The sequence below is a fragment of the Pseudoalteromonas sp. SG41-5 genome (assembly GCF_014164495.1).
Taxonomy (GTDB): domain Bacteria; phylum Pseudomonadota; class Gammaproteobacteria; order Enterobacterales; family Alteromonadaceae; genus Pseudoalteromonas; species Pseudoalteromonas rhizosphaerae.
Window position 1 is genome coordinate 1 of record NZ_JACJFH010000046.1, and the last position, 16,531, is coordinate 16,531.

The following is a 16,531-nucleotide window of genomic DNA, read 5'->3' on the forward strand; positions in this document are numbered from 1 at the left end:
CTGCTTTGCTTGTGCCCATGCAGTGGCATACGTTGAGTGAGTATGCGTTACGCCACCAATGTCATTAAAATGACGATACAAATGAATATGGGTTTTGGTATCCGAAGACGGGCGCATGCTGCCCTCAACGATGTTGTTTTCTAAATCAACAATCACCATGTCTTCTGCTTTCATTTGGTCATACGATACACCACTTGGTTTAATCGCAATCACGCCTTTGTCGCGGTCGATTTGCGATACATTACCAAAGGTATAAATCACCAAACCACGACGTTGTAATTCCATATTTGCTTCGAATACTTCGCGCTTTAATTCTGTGTAGCTCATGCTTTTGCTCCATCAACATACTGTGCTAACGCTTGATAGTTAGCATAGAGTTCGTTATAAACCGCAACCCGCTCTGGGTTAGGTAAATACTGATGACATACAGCAGAAGCCATCACCTGTTGCGCATCAGCAACCGTCGCATATTCACCTGCAGCAACAGCAGCCATAATTGCAGCACCAAGCGCACAGCTTTGCTCGCTTTCAAGTACGTCAATTGGGCAGTTCCATACATCAGCACAGGTTTGCATTACGTAATCAGATTTTTTCGAAATACCGCCAATCACAGCCACTGACTCAATCGGTACGCCTTCACTTTGAAAACGCTCAGTAATGGCGCGTGCGCCAAAGGCCGTCGCCTCAACTAATGCTTTAAAGAACTGCGGCGCATCAGTGCCCATTTTCATGCCCGTCATGGCCATTGCTACGCTTTGATCAGCATCAGGAGTGCGACGACCGTTGACCCAGTCAAGTGCCGTTACATCGGTATTTTTAACCGGTAACGCACTGGCAGCTTTTGATAAATCAACTAAAATTGAGTCTTCAATTTTGTTGATCAAGCTTTGTTCAACGTCGTTTAAATTTGTTAATTGGCGGGTCGGCCATAGCATCAGGTTTTTAAACCATGCATATAAATCACCAAACGCAGATTGACCCGCTTCAAGGCCAATCATGCCTGGAATAACCGAGCCATCAACCTGACCACAGATACCTTTTACGCAGGTATCGCCAAGTTGTTGTTTTGAAGTAACGGTAATATCACAGGTAGAAGTACCCATTACTTTAGTCAGTACGCCTGGGCGTACATTAGCGGCAACTGCGCCCATGTGACAGTCAAAAGCACCGTAACCAACAATAACGCTCTGCGGTAAACCAAGCTTCTCAGCCCATTGCGCGGTTAGTTTACCCGCGACTTGGTCGCTTGGTTGAGTTGTCGCATTAAGCGTATCAACCACACCATCTAATAATGGGTCAATTTTGCTGAAGAAACTATTTGGTGGGAAACCACCCCATTGCTCATTCCACATTTGCTTGTGGCCTGTAGCACAACGACCCAGCGTTAATACTTCAGGGTGTGTGGTGCCACACATTAATGCCGTCATCCAATCACAGTGCTCTACCCATGAGTAAGTCGCCGCTTTTACAGCGGCGTCATCTCTGAAGATATGCAGTGCTTTAGCCCAGTACCATTCTGATGAATAGATACCGCCCATATGTGAAAGATAATTAACCTCGTTATTGGTCGCGGCTTTGGTGATCTCATTCGCTTCTTTAATCGACGTATGGTCTTTCCAAAGAATGAACATAGCATTTGGATTTTCAGCAAATTCTTCCGTCAGCGCTAAAGGTGTGCCTTGGCTATTAATCGCCACTGGCGTTGAACCTGTGGTGTCAAAGCTCATACCAACAACGTTATCTGCAGTACCTGCTGGCACTTGTTGCCATAGACCATTTACAACCTCAATTAAGCTGTCGATATAATCTTGTGGGTGCTGGCGAAACTGGTCTTTACTCGGATCACAATATAAGCCTTGTGCCCAACGCGGATAATTTACTAAATGGCTAGCCAGCTCTTTACCTGTGGTAACATCAACAAGCAGTGCTCTTACTGAATCAGAGCCATAATCTAAGCCCAATGTATAACGAGACATAAATACCTTTCACTAATTGGATACTAACAATGTTAGTCATTACTGTTATTTGTATGATAATATCAATAATGACAGGTTGTAAAGGTATTATAAAAATATTATTAACAGATTAATTCTGAAATATTCGTGACACCTGTGCCCTTTAAACTAATGTTTTGCACTTATAAAGGGCTTAAACCATGTCACAAGCAATGCTAAAAGCCGTTAATTTATTTTGTATGATGAAAATAGGATGTCTATGTCTAGCCAATTAGAACAATTAAAAACCATGACCACTGTGGTTGCTGATACCGGTGATTTTGAAGCAATCGATCAATATAAGCCGCAAGATGCCACTACAAATCCATCGTTATTGCTCAATGCGATTAAAATTGAAAAATACCGTCCTCTGGCTGTTGAAGCCGTTGCTTGGGCTAAGCAACAAACCAATGACAATGCACAAGTGATCAGTAAAGCCGCAGATAAGTTATCAGTATTGATTGGTGCAAACTTAATGGCACAAGTGCCTGGTTTAGTCTCAACTGAAGTCGATGCGCGCTTATCGTTTGATACGCAAGCAACTATTAATAAAGCGCTTGAGCTCGTTGCACTTTATAAAGAGCAAGACATTGATACATCACGGGTGTTGATCAAAGTAGCGTCAACATGGGAAGGTATTCAAGCGGCAAAAGTACTTGAGCAACAAGGTATTCGTTGTAACTTAACGCTGGTATTCGCGTTTGCTCAAGCACGTGCCTGTGCTGAGGTTGGTGCATACCTAATCTCACCATTTGTTGGTCGAATTCTTGATTGGTATAAAGCCAATAATGCTGATACCGACTTCAGTGGTGCTAACGATCCTGGCGTGCAATCAGTTACGCACATTTATGACTTTTTCAAAAAGCATGATTATAAAACCATCGTTATGGGCGCAAGTTTCAGAAACATCAACGAAATTCAACTACTAGCAGGCTGTGATAGATTAACAATCAGCCCTGGGTTACTTTCAGAGCTGGCAGCAACAGATGCGCCTTTAGAGCGTCAACTTGCTCCTACAACTGAAACAGTTACGGCGCCTGAGCCTATGAGTGAGCAAGCTTTCCGCTGGGAAATGAACCAAGATGCAATGGCAACAGATAAATTAAGCCAAGGCATTCGTCAGTTTGCAATTGACCAAGAAAAGCTTGAAGCCATTTTAGCTGAGCTTGTCTAAATCATTAACTAAATTGGGCTCTTGATGATCAATCATTATCAAGAGTTCGAATTAAATACATAAAAAAGCCCGCTGATTTAATTAAATCAGCGGGCTTTTTATCAGGTAAAACTTTAACCTAGATGTCGTTTAATAACGCATTTGCCTTAGCAACTAAGTTCTTTACGGTAAAACCAAAATGCTCTAGTAATACAGCACCCGGTGCTGACTCACCAAACGTAGTCATACCTAATACATCGCCATCTTGACCAACGTATTTATACCAAAAATCACTGTGTGCGGCTTCTACAGCAATTTTAGCAACACCTGCTGGCAATACACTTTGGCGGTAAGCTTTATCTTGCAAGTCAAACTGATTGGTTGATGGCATAGAAACAACGCGAACTTGCTTGCCTTGAGCTGTTAGTTCAGCTGCCGCATTAACCGCTAATTCCACTTCAGAGCCAGTCGCCATTATGATTAGATCTGGTGTTTGCTCACACTCAACTAAGGTATAGCCACCTTTTGCAACATTCGCTAATTGCTCTTTCGCACGCGGCATTGCTTTAGTGCCTTGGCGACTAAAGATCAACGCACTAGGTCCTGCTTCATTGATCAGAGCTTGACGCCACGCAACGGCAGTTTCAACTTCATCACATGGGCGCCAAGTCGACATATTTGGCGTCATACGCAAATTAGCAATTTGTTCAATTGGCTGATGGGTCGGGCCATCTTCACCTTGACCAATTGAATCATGGGTATACACAAAAATACTGTGTGCTTTCATTAATGCCGCCATACGCACAGCATTACGCGCGTATTCCATAAACATTAAGAAAGTTGCACCAAATGGGATAAAGCCGCCATGCAGCGCAATACCATTCATTATCGCGCTCATGCCAAACTCGCGTACGCCATAAAATACATAGTTACCGGCAGCATCATCTTGCAAGCCTTTCGCGTCAGGCCATAAAGTTAAGTTGGAACCGGCTAAATCAGCGGAGCCTCCCATAAGTTCAGGCAAATGCTCAGCAAAGAAGGTAATGGCATTTTGTGATGATTTACGGGTTGCTATGTTTTGCATATCTTCTTGGCACTTGGCAATGTACTGATCAGCAATTTCTGCAAAGTTGCTCGGTAATGATTTAGCCGTTACACGGCGGTTAAATTCTTTACTCAGCTCTGGGTGTGCTTTGCTGTAAGCGGCAAAGGTTTGTTGCCATGCGCTTTCTAAATCTTGGCCTTTGGCTTGGCCATTCCACTCATTGTATACATCTTGAGGAATTTCAAACGCTGGATGTGGCCAATTTAGTTGCTCACGAACCGCTGCAATTTCATCATTACCCAGTGGTGAACCGTGACAATCATGACTACCCGATTTATTGGGCGAACCAAAACCAATCACCGTTTTACAACAGATAAGCGTTGGCTGATCTGGGTTAGCTTGCGCAGCTTCAATAGCACTGGCAATCGCGGCCATATCGTGACCATCAACGCCACTAATAACCTGCCAACCGTATGATTCAAAGCGTTTTGGGGTATCGTCAGTAAACCAGCCTTCTACTTCGCCATCAATTGAGATGCCATTGTCATCCCAAAAAGCGATGAGTTTACCTAACTTTAATGTACCTGCTAATGAACATGCTTCATGAGAGATACCTTCCATCAAACAACCATCACCTAAAAAGCAGTAAGTGAAGTGATCAACAATATCAAAGTGTGGTTTATTAAATTGTCCAGCTAAGGTTTTTTCAGCAATTGCCATACCAACCGCATTGGCAATACCAGCACCAAGTGGCCCTGTAGTTGTTTCAACCCCAGGTGTATAACCATACTCTGGGTGACCCGGCGTTTTAGAATGCAGTTGGCGAAACTGTTTAATGTCTTCAATACTGACATCATAACCACTTAAATGTAGTAATGCGTACTGCAACATAGAGCCATGGCCGTTTGACAACACAAAACGGTCGCGGTTAGGCCAATCAGGATTCAATGGATTGTGGCGGTGGAAGTTTTGCCAAAGAACAGCAGCAATATCGGCCATCCCCATTGGTGCACCTGGGTGACCTGAATTAGCTTTTTGAACGGCATCGACAGCAAGCATACGGATTGCATTTGCAGATTGAGAACTGGGCAGAGTCATCTGTTACTATTTCCTGTTAATATTATATTATAAATAATATCTCAAAATGTAATATAAATAGCAATCAGAAATCGCCCGAACTCGCTAAAAACAGTTCTTCAGCGCATACAAATGCAGCTCTGCAAATCATTTTCCTAGAACTTAACGATTTGTTGCACAAAAAACAGACAGTGAGGGTAAATGAGAAACCATGAAATAATTTGTAGCTCGTGCTTAGCACGTTAAGCATATCGTCGCCGTAAGCATCCGTAGTGTGGCTTGTAGAAGAGCGCTTTAGCGCCGAATAGTGATCAAAAAACTCGTTTCACTGCCTCGCCACCTAAGCTGCCTGTGTCGTAGGCGCTAAGCTTGCTGGCGCGAAAAAAAACATCGGCGTTTGAATCCATCCATGGAGCTTGGTTACATCGGTCATTGCCTAAATGGATTTAGGTACTTAGATTTTGTCGGGAACAAAAACCTGCCATGACCTCACTTCTTCGCGCTGCACTCTTTACTAGATATGTCGTTTACTTTAGGCGTCCTGCCCTTCGCCATAAAGGTCTGCTTCGCAGTTCCAAAATATTCCCGATATTTTTGTCGGTCCCTCGTCACCTAAGCTGCCTGTGCGGCAGTAAACTCGAAGCTGCAGGGCTGATACTGGTTGTCCGTTTTCTAAGCTGCCTGTGCGGCAGTAAACTGTCGGGTTTAATATCTATAGATTACTGTGACTTTCTAAGCTGCCTGTGCGGCAGTAAACCTAACACTGGGTATGGTTCAGTGACAGTGGGATTTCTAAGCTGCCTGTGCGGCAGTAAACTTTTCAGCTCTACGCTCTGCCTTAGCTTTACCTTTCTAAGCTGCCTGTGCGGCAGTAAACTATAGAATATCAGCATAAAAATAAGTTACAACAAGCCATTAGGTTAAATATTACTATTTTACCTTATCAAAAACGATATGTTATAACCCATTGTTTTTATAGAAAATTTTAAAGAGAAAAAATAAAGGGTTAAAACCAAGGTATCGTGGCAACTTTACTTAATCCATAAGAATCAAACTTACCATCAATAGGTTTATCTTTTAAATCACTAAACGCAAAGAATTTGCGATGCACTTGTTCTGTTGAACCGCTGAACAAATCTAGATAAGGATTATCAGCAGCACCAAGTACATATTTACATTGTTTGAAAAAATGTGTACGTTGTTTTGAGGTAAACATGGTGCGGGGTCTATTCTTACATGAAGGTGAGTTTAACTATGTAAGGTATTCACTTTGAGTTTGCTAATCTTAAATTAACTGAGAGGCTCACAAACAGACTTCCCTTTCTGCCTGAACTATTTGCTTTAGATCAAAAATCAAACATACTTTCTGTGTGCATCTTCAAAAAACATGACCATAATATTGCAATCGTAATTAACTTACCGACATACTTTGTCACGATTTTTCACTAGCTGGGCTTACAGCTCAATGGTAATGTAGGGTTAGTCACGTTTATAAGTATATAAATTAAATAAATATGTGACACGCCATATTGGCCACTATTAAAGGAGAGTATCTATGGACCCGATAACGCAAGTTCTCAACATGTTATTCACTGTTGAGGCGTTTTTACTCATTTTTGTTTTAGTACTGCTAAAAAGTAGTGTTAAATTTGTGCCGCAAAACCGTGCGTGGCTCATTGAACGTTTTGGTAAGTATCAATCAACTAAAGAAGCAGGCCTAAACTTTATTGTGCCGTTTGTTGATCGTATTGCCGCTGATCGTAGTTTAAAAGAGCAAGCGCAAGATGTGCCGTCGCAATCTGCTATTACCAAAGATAATATTTCATTGATTGTTGATGGTGTATTGTATTTCCGTGTTATGGATCCATACAAAGCCACTTATGGCGTTGATGATTATGTGTTTGCCGTTACGCAATTATCGCAAACAACGATGCGTTCAGAGCTTGGTAAAATGGAGCTGGATAAAACCTTTGAAGAACGTGATGTACTAAATACTAATATTGTTGCGGCAATTAACCAAGCCGCAGATCCTTGGGGTATTCAAGTATTACGTTATGAAATTAAAGATATTGTGCCACCGCAATCAGTAATGGAAGCGATGGAAGCACAAATGAAAGCGGAACGTGTTAAACGTGCACAAATTTTAGAATCAGAAGGTGATCGTCAAGCTAATATCAATGTCGCTGAAGGTAAAAAACAAGCGCAAGTACTAGCCGCTGAAGCAGAAAAAGCCGAGCAAATCCTGCGTGCTGAAGGTGAAGCTAAAGCCATTATTGCGGTAGCCGAAGCACAAGCTGATGCACTACGTAAAGTAGGTGAAGCAGCTGATACTGAGCAAGGTCAAAAAGCCATTCAATTAGACCTCGCCTCAAAAGCAATTGCCGCAAAACAAGCCATTGCTAAAGAATCGTCAGTTGTTTTATTACCCGATAACGGCACCGATGCCAGCTCTATGGTAGCGCAAGCGATGTCGATTATTAATACCTTAAATACCAAACAAAAAGGTTAAGCTGTAAAGGAGCAAACTATGGAGTTCATTACCAATAATTTAGCCCAAACACTGATGATCTTAGGTGTACTGGCACTGATAATTGAAGTAGCAGTGCTGGGAATGTCGACCTTTATATTATTGTTTTTGGGTATATCATTATTTGCAACTGGATTAATGATGAACTTCGCGCTGTTAGAAGACTCATTAACCACCGCACTTTGGAGTAACACCTTGATCACCGCCGCATGCGCTGTTTTACTATGGAAACCGCTAAAACGCATGCAAGATAATGTTGATAATAAAGAAGTGAAAAGTGACTTTGCAGAGCTTGATTTTGTGCTCACTAGCGATGTTGATGAGTTAGGTGTTAGTACCTACTCGTATTCTGGAGTGAGCTGGAAACTAAAAAGCCAGCAACCACTAGGCGCTGGCACCCATGTAAAAGTGGTAAAAAAAGAAGTCGGTGTTATGTGGGTTGCAGCAATTTAACCTAGATGTGGGTATAACACTCTGAATATGCTGTATGATTTTTACCATAAAGCCAGCCAAGAAGTTTTTATCGAATTACTTGGCTTTTTTGTAACAAAAAATATTCGCTAAACCCGCACAACTCTTAGCTAAAACGCAATAAATGAAATATAAAACCACGCAATTGTTAACTGACAATGATTAAATTAGCCTTTAAATGTTAAAACAATTAAAGGCTGCAAATAGACGTATGTTTAACTACTATATTTGGACTTGTGTCTCGCTATAAAACTCGCTAGTTTAACCAATCAGATAATAATAAAAACAAAAAGTAACTGTATGATCAGGGTCGAAAATCTTTGCCGTACTTATGGCGCAGGCGAAACGCAAGTCATTGCATTAAGTAATGTTTCATTGCATATTGAAGAAGGTGAGTTTGTCGCCGTAATGGGCGCTTCCGGTTCAGGGAAGTCGACTTTAATGAATATCCTTGGGTGTCTCGATACACCAACCTCAGGCAGTTATTTGCTCTCTGGTGAAAGTATTAAAGAAATAGATGACGAAAGTTTGTCAGCTATCCGTAATAAAAAAATTGGCTTTATATTTCAAACCTTTCACTTATTAACTCGCCTTAGTGCTCAAGAAAATGTGGCTTTGCCACTGCGCTATACCGACACCCCAAAACAGCAAGCCAGTGAGCGCGCTATGGCGATGCTGGATAAGGTTGGCTTGCAAAATCGCGCACACCATAAACCCTTTGAAATGTCCGGTGGTCAGCGGCAACGAGTTGCTATTGCCAGAGCATTAGTAAACGAGCCAAAAGTCATTTTTGCTGATGAACCAACGGGTAACCTCGATAGTAAAACGTCTCATGAAATTATGCAGTTGCTTTGCTCACTCCACCAGCAAGGGCATACTTTGGTCATGGTAACCCATGAAGAAGATATTGCTGCTTATGCTAAGCGAATTATTCGGATGAAAGATGGCATAGTTATAGAGGATAGCGGATGTTAAAAAATCAATGTTTCAAAGCCTGTTTAGGATTATTACTTTACAGCTTAGCTTTCTCAAGCAACGCGCAAAGTTTATTACTCAGTGGTGAGCTAAAAGCCAGCGATAAGCAAATTTTTTATGCTCCAAAATCAGACAATTGGCGAGTACAAGTACAATGGATGATGAAAGAAGGCGAAATAGCGCAACAAGGTGATGTTGTTGTGGTGTTTGATAGTGGCTCGATTGCCAGTGAAATTGAACAAGATGAAGTAAGTTTAGAGGCCGCCGAAGAAGAGCTGCTTAGGATCACCACTAGCAATCAAGAAAAACAAATAGAAGCTGAGTTTAACTTTAAGCGCACTGAGCTTTTACTAGCGCGTGCCCGCATAGATGCTGCTATTCCACACGCTAACTTAAGTACCTATGATTATCAAAAAAATCAGCTCGAACTTGAAAAAGCCCTGATCAATAAACAAAAATCATCCGAAGAACTCAGCCAAGTTAAAACTGAAAATACCGTTGCGCGCAATAAGCAGTTACTGACTATTGAACAACTAAAAACAGACCTTGCATACAATAAAACGCAACTGGCAAGTATGAGCATTAAGGCACAGCGTACAGGGCCCGTTTTATATGCAAACCATCCGTGGAATGGCGAAAAAGCATTTGTTGGTATGACAGCCCAACCAGGCTGGAAAATTGTCGAAATACCGGCCATGAGTGAACTCTACATTGAAGCCTGGGTACACGAAATTGATTATCAACATTTACAACTTGGCCAACAAGCGCAATTGTTATTTGACGCCTATTTACAACAGCCGCTCAATGCGACTTTAAGCGAAATTTCAACTCAGCCAGAAGAACGCCTTCAGTGGGGCAAAGATGCCTACTTTAGAACTCGCTTTAACTTTAACGCTCAGAATTTAAAACTGTTACCGGGCATGAGTGCAAAATTAACAATCGGAGAAGACTCTGATGAATCATAACGTTTTATGCATAATATTGAGTATGTTGCTATTAACTGCATGTAATGACGATGAGCAACAACATTATCTAGTGAAAAAGAGTGATATTGCTATCACGGTTAATGCCAATGGCGAACTGGAGTCATCAACCAGTGCGATCATTGCCCCGCCGTCAGTTGCCCGTATGTGGCAATACCAAATTAAGACTATGCTAGCGGAGAACACCCAAGTTAAAAAAGGCCAAGTGGTGGTATCGTTTGACGACAAACAAGTTCGCGATAAGCTAATCGACAAACAATCTTCATTAGAGCGAGCAAAAAAACAACTCGAAAATGCGCAAAATAAAGAGCTTATCAAAGAGCAAGAACTGACCCTCAGCGTTGCCGAAATGAAAATGAACTACGATAAAGCTAAACGCAAAGCAGAGATTGTTGATCAATCTCGTTCTGAAGTTGAACGTAAAAAGTCACAAATTGATTTTACTATTGCAAACAACGATCTAACGCTTGCTAAAAGTAAGCAAACGTTTCAGCAACAGAGCAAAGAACTAAACTTAAAAATGGTGCAAAGTAAAGTTGCACGGCTGCAAAGTGAGGTAGACGAGTATTTACAAGATATTGAACGCCTTAAGGTAAAAGCCCCAATTGATGGGCTGGTAATTTATAAAACCAATTATGAAGGTGAAAAGTCATCCATTGGTGAAAGTGTGCAATTTGGTCAGCCTGTTATTGAGCTTGCTGTACTTAAAAATATGCAAGTAAAAGCACAAATCGATGAACCCGACAGCGGTAAAATTGCCCCAGGGCAAACCGTTAAAATAACCATTGATGGCAGTAGCGAACTAGTTGTGTCAGGGAAAATAAAGAGTTTGGGTCGTGTATTTAGAGAAAAGTCATATCAAGATAAGCGTCGGATTGTGGATGCCATTGTTAGTATTGATAATATTGACACCAGTGTTATTCGCCCAGGACTTACTGCGCGCTTAGAGATCACCACCGCTCGCTTACCTCAGGTATTAAGTATTCCTTTAACCAGTTTGCAATATGATCAACAAGGTCCCTATGTTACAACCACTGAAAATAACAAACAATTTATAGAGATAAGTCACTTTACCGATAATCTCGCCGTAGTTAAAAGCGGCCTACAACTAGGCGACGAGGTAAAATTATGAAAACGAGCTTTGCACTTAGCTTAATCGTTACAGCTTTATTTATCAGCGGTTGTTCAAAAGAACATGAAATTCAAAACGCGCTTACTTATACGGTTAGTGAACACAGTTTTAAAACTGAGGTTGAAGCCAAAGGGCATTTGATCGCGGCAAATGAAACCCTGATTGTTGCGCCAGCATCAAGCCGTGGGCCACAAACTTTAGCGTGGTTAATGCCAGAATATAGCCAAGTTAAAAAAGGTCAGGTCATTGCTCGTTTTGATGGCGAACAAATGCGTCGGCAAAGCCAAAAAAACACTAATCAAGCGGCTTTAGCAGCGCAAGATTTAGCACAAAAATCAGGAGAAATAGATAAAGATAAGACTATTTTAGAGCACGATATTGTATTGGTTAATGAAGAAAAGCAATTTGCCGAAGATTACTCAATTGAAGATGAACGCATTCGCTCTAAATTAGATATTTTAGAGTCACAACAAAATGTTGAGTTTTTAAATGCAAAACATAACTACTACGACTGGCAAACTGGCCGTTTTGAGCAAAGTGCCACCGGAGAGTTGATGTTATTAAAAATGAAAGAAGACCAATACAAACAAAAATTAGCAACGTTGAACACTAACCTATCATTGCTTGAGATCATCGCCCCTCACGATGGCTTATTAACCCATAGTACTAATTGGCGCGGCGAAAAACCGCGAGCGGGTGAATCCTTATGGCCTGGTCAAAAAATAGCAGCACTGCCTGATGTTAGCCAAATGCAGTTGATGTTATATGTGTCTGAACGTGAAGCAATCGATTTATCCGTAGGTCAGTCACTTACATTCAAACTTATTGCATTGCCTGAGCAGCAATTTAGTGGCGAGTTAATTGAAGTATCACCGTTTCCTAAATCAATAAAACGCGGCGACCCACAAAAATTTTACGAACTAAAAGCAACGATAAATCAGCAAAGTGACGCTTTACGCCCGGGTTTAAAACTCAATGCGACTATTTTAGTGACACCGCAAAGTGAGCGTTTAGTGGTACCTAAACAAAGTGTTTTTACCGAACAAAATGCGCATTATGTCTATGTTGAAGAAGCTGGCGAATTTGTCAAAAAGACCGTTTCATTAGGCAAACATAACCTTAGTCATGTAGAGATCCTCGCAGGCTTAGCTGCTAATGATGTGATCTCACTCATTGATATAAAGGACATCTGATGAAATATTTAACTTTATTTATCGACACCGCCTTAGGGCTTGCACAGCATAAATTACGTACTTTACTGACTTTATTAGGGATGATATTTGGTGTCGGTGCCGTCATTGCTATGCTCAATATTGGTGAAGGTGCTGAACGTGAAGCCATGAAAATGATTGACTCTATGGGGTTATATAATTTGATTGTTAATGGCAAAGAGTTCGATGAAAAAGAACTCAAAGAGCAACGTAAGCATTCGGCCGGTTTAAGCCTGCGTGATGCCCAAGTTGCCCACGACTCGCTGCCTTTTGTTACCGATTTTGCCGCACAAAAAACCATCGAGACGTATCATATTTTTAGCCAATACAATAACAGCGACGCCAATGCCGTAGGTGTAAGCGCTAATTATTTTCAGCTGTCACATTTTCAACTATTTGCTGGGCGTATATTAAATAAAAACGATCAACAACGGTTTGCTCAAGTGGCAATGCTTGGCGCAAATACTGCCAAGCAACTATTTCCGTTAGGTGACGCACTCGGTCAACAAATAAAAATTAACCACTTATGGTTTAAAGTAGTCGGTATTTTACAAGCGCCTTATTTAAAGAAAAAAGAATTTCAAGGAGTCAAACTCGGTAACGAACAAAACCAAGTATTTATTCCACTTAGTACTGCATTACACCGCTTTGAAAGTGGCTTACTTGATAGTGAAGTCAGCAGCTTGAAACTAGCCATTGATAAATCGGTTGATCCAATTGTTGCCGCACAAGCACTGGAACATTTACTGCAAAATCGCCACAGTGATATTGATGATTTTGAATTAGTTATTCCTGCCGCATTATTAGCCCAGCAAAAACAAACCCAGCAAATATTTAATATTGTAATGTCCTGCGTGGCAGGCATTTCACTCCTGGTTGGCGGTATCGGTATTATGAATATCATGTTGGCGACGGTGCTTGAACGCACTAAAGAAATTGGCTTACTGCGTGCTATTGGTGCAACACAAAAAGACATTCGAATACAATTTATTGCCGAGAGCTTTACCATTTCTATTTTAGGTGGCCTACTGGGTGTGGTATTTGGTATTGGCTTGTCTGAAATTATTTCTATGTACTCGCAGTGGGCGGTATCGTGGTCAATGACCGCCATCGTGCTATCGTTTAGTATTTGTGCGTTAGTCGGCCTTATTTTTGGTGTATACCCCGCGATCAAAGCGTCACAGCTTGACCCTATTGAAGCACTACAAAGTGATTAACTCGAATGTTAGTAGTTAAAGGAGAAAATTTGGTGAGCAACAACAAACACACCCTTGTTGTAGAAGGTGGTGCAATGCGCGGCATATTTGCCACCGGCGTACTTGATGCGTTCTTAGGGGCACAATACCAACCATTTAATCGCTGCTTTGGTGTTTCTGCTGGGGCAACTAATATTGCGGCTTATTTATGCCAACAAGCTAAACGTAATCATAAAGTGATCACTGATTATTCATGTCGACCCGAGTTTATTAATTTAGCGCGCTTTATCCGTGGCGGACATTTATTTGACTTAGATTGGTTATGGCAAACCACCATGGCTGATATTCGTTTAGATCTTGGCACATTTGCAACACAGAACTGTGAATTTTATATTGTCGCTACCGATATAGACACAGCATCAGCGCAATATTTAAAAGCGACAGCAGAGCAAATGGAGCAACAGTTAAAAGCCTCCTGTGCGATTCCTATTGCTTATCGAGATTACCCAGTCATAGATGGTGTTGCCATGACCGATGGCGGTGTGGCTGATTCAATTCCGATCCGAAAAGCCTATCAAATGAGAGCTGAAGAAATCACGGTCGTTTTATCACAACCACTTGGATATCGTAAAAAAACCAGTAAGGCCCCATGGTTTACACGCCGCATTTATAAAAACCACCCGGCACTTGCCAGTGCATCTTTAGCTCGTGCTGATAACTATAATGCCAGTATTGCGTTTATTCATAATCCACCTGCAGACTGTAAAATAAATATCATCGCACCACCGGCTGACTTTAACGTTGGCCGCACCACTAAAAACTATCAAAAGCTCAGCGATGGTTACCAAATGGGGATTGTGGCTGCACAGCAACATTTGCAAAGCATACAGCTATAGAACAATGATTTTATCTATAAAAAAGTGTGTGGCAGCTTATTTTTTTTGCTGATGTTGTCACAAAACTGCGCGAACCAAACCTTGTGAAAACGAATAAATTTAGACTGTACCTTGTCATTCGTACTCTATTAATAACAAGATACACTCATTACAGTGTTATATTTTAAACTCATTTACTTGTTGTTGTAACATACTTGCGAGTAAGGCCAACTCCTGTGATGCTTGTGCGTTTTGCTGTGAACTTTCACTCACTGATGCAATACTAGAACTAAACTCGTTGATGTTACTACTTAATTCATTGGCCACCATTTTTTGCTCTTCAGTGGCTGTTGACACTTGCGTGTTCATATCGGCAATTTCGGTTACCTCTTGATTTATTTCAGTTAAAACTTGTGATGAATATTCTGCATGATCAACACTTTCTTGTGCACTACTTTCAGCGTTGCCCATAGCAACAACAGCTTGTTGAGCCATACCTTGTAGCTTGCTGATCATTTCATTAATACTCGCTGTGGCTTTTTGGGTATTATGAGCAAGCTGCCTTACTTCATCGGCAACAACAGCAAAACCACGACCAGAATCCCCTGCTCTTGCGGCTTCAATCGCAGCATTTAAAGCCAGTAAGTTAGTTTGCTCTGCAACGCCTTGGATCATCATTACAACCTGATTTATATCATTTGTTTGTGTATTAAGATCGTTTATTAATTGTGTATTTGTATTTACTAACTTAGATAACGTTTGGATTGAGCTAATATTATCAGCAACGGCTTGCTGCCCTTGTTGTGCTTTACTATCTGCATTAGTGGCTTTTTCTGATGTGGCCATCGCATTTTGTGCCACTTGTTCAATCGCACTACTCATTTGCGTAATGGCTGTCGCAATCATTGTAGACTGTTGCTCTTGCTCTGTGGCTGTTGAGGCCACTTGCTCACTAATTGAGTTCATTTCTTCTGCCGCAGAAGATAAAGTTAACGTCGCCCCAGATACATCGGTTACTAAAGTATGTATACGTGACAACATATTATTAAAGTTTCGCGCAGTATCTGCAATTTCATCTTCACCAAGTACATTGGCTCGTATTCGCAAGTCAGCATTATTTGCAATTTGCGTAATGGTATCGCGCAGCGCCATCAATGGATTTTGAATTGAACGATAAATAAAATAAGCAATGACTAACAGCAAAAAAATCAACAGTGCTACTGATAATTTCATCACTAGACTTACTAACGCAAAGTTTTCGTCGGCTTGTTTTTTAAAGTGATTCGCTTCATTTAATTGCAGGTCTATTAAAGCTTGATAGCTCGCACTTAACGGATCGAATACATCATATAGATCAGCAACAAACTGCTGTTGAGAGAGTGACTGGAAATCCCCATTGCGTATTTTATTCAACAAGTTTTTAATTTGCGCTTGAACTGGCTTAAGTTTTTGTTCAACAGTATTTACTAAGCTTTTTTCTTCACTGGTTAAGTCTGTACTAAGGTAAGTATTCCATTCTTTATCGGCTGTATTTTGAGACTGCTGTACTGCCGCTAATAAATCATTTTGGCTTATAGTCCCAGCTCTAAATTTATGAAGTAAATCAACAATATTAACTGCGTAGTTATCTGACACTGTTTTTATCTGTTTCAATGGTACGACACGGTTTTCATATAAACTGTCAATTCCTTTGACTAACCCTCCCATAGTACTAATTGAATATATGGCAGTAATCGTAAATATTACAACAGGTAAAAGCGCTAATACAATTAAACGGGAACGGACCAAATAATTATTTAACATAGTATTCCAAAGCTACATCTTTAATATTTACAAGTATAATACGTAATTCAAAAGCCTCTACGTTTTTATAATATTTTTTGCAAAAAAAA

14 protein-coding genes and 1 CRISPR repeat array are annotated in these 16,531 nt (G+C 40.9%); of the genes, 9 read left to right on the forward strand and 5 right to left on the reverse strand.

Annotation, left to right across the window (positions count from 1 at the left end; all coding sequences use genetic code 11):
• Both H5232_RS13125 and H5232_RS13130 read right to left on the reverse strand, forming a co-directional pair.
• Positions 1–327, reverse strand: a 327-nt coding sequence (locus tag H5232_RS13125) for a class II aldolase/adducin family protein (protein ID WP_182831020.1), incomplete at its 3' end; no start/stop codon positions are given.
• The gene (locus tag H5232_RS13130) at positions 324–1,976 is read right to left on the reverse strand and encodes a ribulokinase (protein WP_182831021.1); all 1,653 of its coding nucleotides are present in this window, start codon (positions 1,974–1,976) and stop codon (positions 324–326) included. The genes H5232_RS13125 and H5232_RS13130, both read right to left, overlap by 4 nt.
• 238 nt (positions 1,977–2,214) lie before the next feature.
• On the opposite strand from H5232_RS13130, the gene tal reads away from it, so the two are divergent.
• Positions 2,215–3,168 carry a transaldolase gene (gene tal / locus H5232_RS13135; protein ID WP_182831022.1) on the forward strand — a complete coding sequence of 318 codons (954 nt, stop codon included), beginning with the start codon at positions 2,215–2,217 and terminating at the stop codon, positions 3,166–3,168.
• Positions 3,169–3,286: 118 nt separating this feature from the next.
• Here tal and tkt read toward each other — a convergent pair whose 3' ends face one another.
• Together tkt and cas6f are read right to left on the reverse strand one after the other, a co-directional pair.
• A complete protein-coding gene (gene tkt / locus H5232_RS13140) occupies positions 3,287–5,290 on the reverse strand; it encodes a transketolase (protein WP_182831023.1) in 2,004 nt (667 codons plus the stop codon).
• Positions 5,291–5,878: 588 nt separating this feature from the next.
• Positions 5,879–6,146: direct repeats of the CRISPR family, unit length 28 nt; unit sequence TTTCTAAGCTGCCTGTGCGGCAGTAAAC.
• Between the two features lie 129 nt (positions 6,147–6,275).
• The gene (gene cas6f / locus H5232_RS13145; protein ID WP_182831024.1) at positions 6,276–6,485 is read right to left on the reverse strand and encodes a type I-F CRISPR-associated endoribonuclease Cas6/Csy4; all 210 of its coding nucleotides are present in this window, start codon (positions 6,483–6,485) and stop codon (positions 6,276–6,278) included.
• 339 nt (positions 6,486–6,824) lie between these two features.
• Between cas6f and H5232_RS13150 the strand changes: the two genes are divergently transcribed.
• The 8 genes from H5232_RS13150 (at position 6,825) to H5232_RS13185 (ending at position 14,660) form a co-directional block, all read left to right on the forward strand.
• A complete protein-coding gene (locus H5232_RS13150; protein ID WP_145234179.1) occupies positions 6,825–7,778 on the forward strand; it encodes a slipin family protein in 954 nt (317 codons plus the stop codon).
• A gap of 18 nt (positions 7,779–7,796) precedes the next feature.
• A complete protein-coding gene (locus tag H5232_RS13155; RefSeq protein ID WP_182784231.1) occupies positions 7,797–8,249 on the forward strand; it encodes an NfeD family protein in 453 nt (150 codons plus the stop codon).
• Positions 8,250–8,567: 318 nt separating this feature from the next.
• Positions 8,568–9,242 (forward strand): ABC transporter ATP-binding protein, encoded by a 675-nt coding sequence (locus H5232_RS13160; protein ID WP_182717774.1) that lies wholly within the window; start codon positions 8,568–8,570, stop codon positions 9,240–9,242.
• Positions 9,236–10,207: an efflux RND transporter periplasmic adaptor subunit gene (locus H5232_RS13165; protein WP_182717773.1), complete on the forward strand. Its 972-nt coding sequence runs from the start codon at positions 9,236–9,238 to the stop codon at positions 10,205–10,207. Before H5232_RS13160 ends, H5232_RS13165 begins: the two co-directional genes overlap by 7 nt.
• Positions 10,197–11,357, forward strand: coding sequence for an efflux RND transporter periplasmic adaptor subunit (locus tag H5232_RS13170; protein ID WP_182717772.1), 1,161 nt, complete (start codon positions 10,197–10,199; stop codon positions 11,355–11,357). Before H5232_RS13165 ends, H5232_RS13170 begins: the two co-directional genes overlap by 11 nt.
• Positions 11,354–12,550: an efflux RND transporter periplasmic adaptor subunit gene (locus H5232_RS13175; protein ID WP_182717771.1), complete on the forward strand. Its 1,197-nt coding sequence runs from the start codon at positions 11,354–11,356 to the stop codon at positions 12,548–12,550. The genes H5232_RS13170 and H5232_RS13175 overlap by 4 nt, the downstream gene beginning before the upstream one ends.
• The gene (locus tag H5232_RS13180) at positions 12,550–13,785 is read left to right on the forward strand and encodes an ABC transporter permease (protein ID WP_182831025.1); all 1,236 of its coding nucleotides are present in this window, start codon (positions 12,550–12,552) and stop codon (positions 13,783–13,785) included. Before H5232_RS13175 ends, H5232_RS13180 begins: the two co-directional genes overlap by 1 nt.
• A 29-nt stretch (positions 13,786–13,814) precedes the next feature.
• A complete protein-coding gene (locus tag H5232_RS13185; protein ID WP_259400131.1) occupies positions 13,815–14,660 on the forward strand; it encodes a patatin family protein in 846 nt (281 codons plus the stop codon).
• 156 nt (positions 14,661–14,816) lie between these two features.
• On the opposite strand, the gene H5232_RS13190 is transcribed toward H5232_RS13185, so the two are convergent.
• Positions 14,817–16,442, reverse strand: a complete 1,626-nt coding sequence (locus H5232_RS13190) for a methyl-accepting chemotaxis protein (protein ID WP_182831027.1) — start codon at positions 16,440–16,442, stop codon at positions 14,817–14,819.
• Positions 16,443–16,531 lie beyond the last annotated feature (89 nt).

Coding starts and splice junctions, on each gene's coding strand:
- H5232_RS13170 (WP_182717772.1), top strand. CDS start 10,197: ATGAATCATAACGTTTTATGCATAATATTGAGTATGTTGCTATTAACT.
- H5232_RS13175 (WP_182717771.1), top strand. CDS start 11,354: ATGAAAACGAGCTTTGCACTTAGCTTAATCGTTACAGCTTTATTTATC.
- H5232_RS13150 (WP_145234179.1), top strand. CDS start 6,825: ATGGACCCGATAACGCAAGTTCTCAACATGTTATTCACTGTTGAGGCG.
- H5232_RS13155 (WP_182784231.1), top strand. CDS start 7,797: ATGGAGTTCATTACCAATAATTTAGCCCAAACACTGATGATCTTAGGT.
- cas6f (WP_182831024.1), bottom strand. CDS start 6,485: ATGTTTACCTCAAAACAACGTACACATTTTTTCAAACAATGTAAATAT.
- tkt (WP_182831023.1), bottom strand. CDS start 5,290: ATGACTCTGCCCAGTTCTCAATCTGCAAATGCAATCCGTATGCTTGCT.
- H5232_RS13180 (WP_182831025.1), top strand. CDS start 12,550: ATGAAATATTTAACTTTATTTATCGACACCGCCTTAGGGCTTGCACAG.
- H5232_RS13165 (WP_182717773.1), top strand. CDS start 9,236: ATGTTAAAAAATCAATGTTTCAAAGCCTGTTTAGGATTATTACTTTAC.
- H5232_RS13160 (WP_182717774.1), top strand. CDS start 8,568: ATGATCAGGGTCGAAAATCTTTGCCGTACTTATGGCGCAGGCGAAACG.
- tal (WP_182831022.1), top strand. CDS start 2,215: ATGTCTAGCCAATTAGAACAATTAAAAACCATGACCACTGTGGTTGCT.
- H5232_RS13130 (WP_182831021.1), bottom strand. CDS start 1,976: ATGTCTCGTTATACATTGGGCTTAGATTATGGCTCTGATTCAGTAAGA.
- H5232_RS13190 (WP_182831027.1), bottom strand. CDS start 16,442: ATGTTAAATAATTATTTGGTCCGTTCCCGTTTAATTGTATTAGCGCTT.